Consider the following 217-nt stretch of genomic DNA (forward strand, 5'->3'; position numbering starts at 1 on the left):
GGTGGTTTCAACCAGCAGATACCGGTAACCGCCTTCGTAGATCGGAAGCAGATCGTCGGCCTCCAGACGCTCCGCGAAGAGGTTGTCCATCATGTATTCAGCGGCCAGATTCAGTTCCACCGTACCGCAATAGGCATCTTCCGGCTTCCGGAATTTCTCTTTCAATTCTTGAAATCGTTCTCTCAGCCCGGCGTTGGTATTGGGTATATCCTCCATG

Annotated in this window: 1 protein-coding gene; it reads right to left on the minus strand. The window is 52.5% G+C overall.

Features of this window, described 5'->3' with window-relative positions:
• On the minus strand, window positions 1-217 hold a 217-nt coding region (locus LJE11_RS19705; RefSeq protein WP_227296472.1), incomplete at both ends, for a hypothetical protein.

Source organism: Blautia sp. DFI.1.216 (assembly GCF_020594215.1).
Taxonomy (GTDB): Bacteria; Bacillota; Clostridia; order Lachnospirales; family Lachnospiraceae; genus Blautia_A; species Blautia_A wexlerae.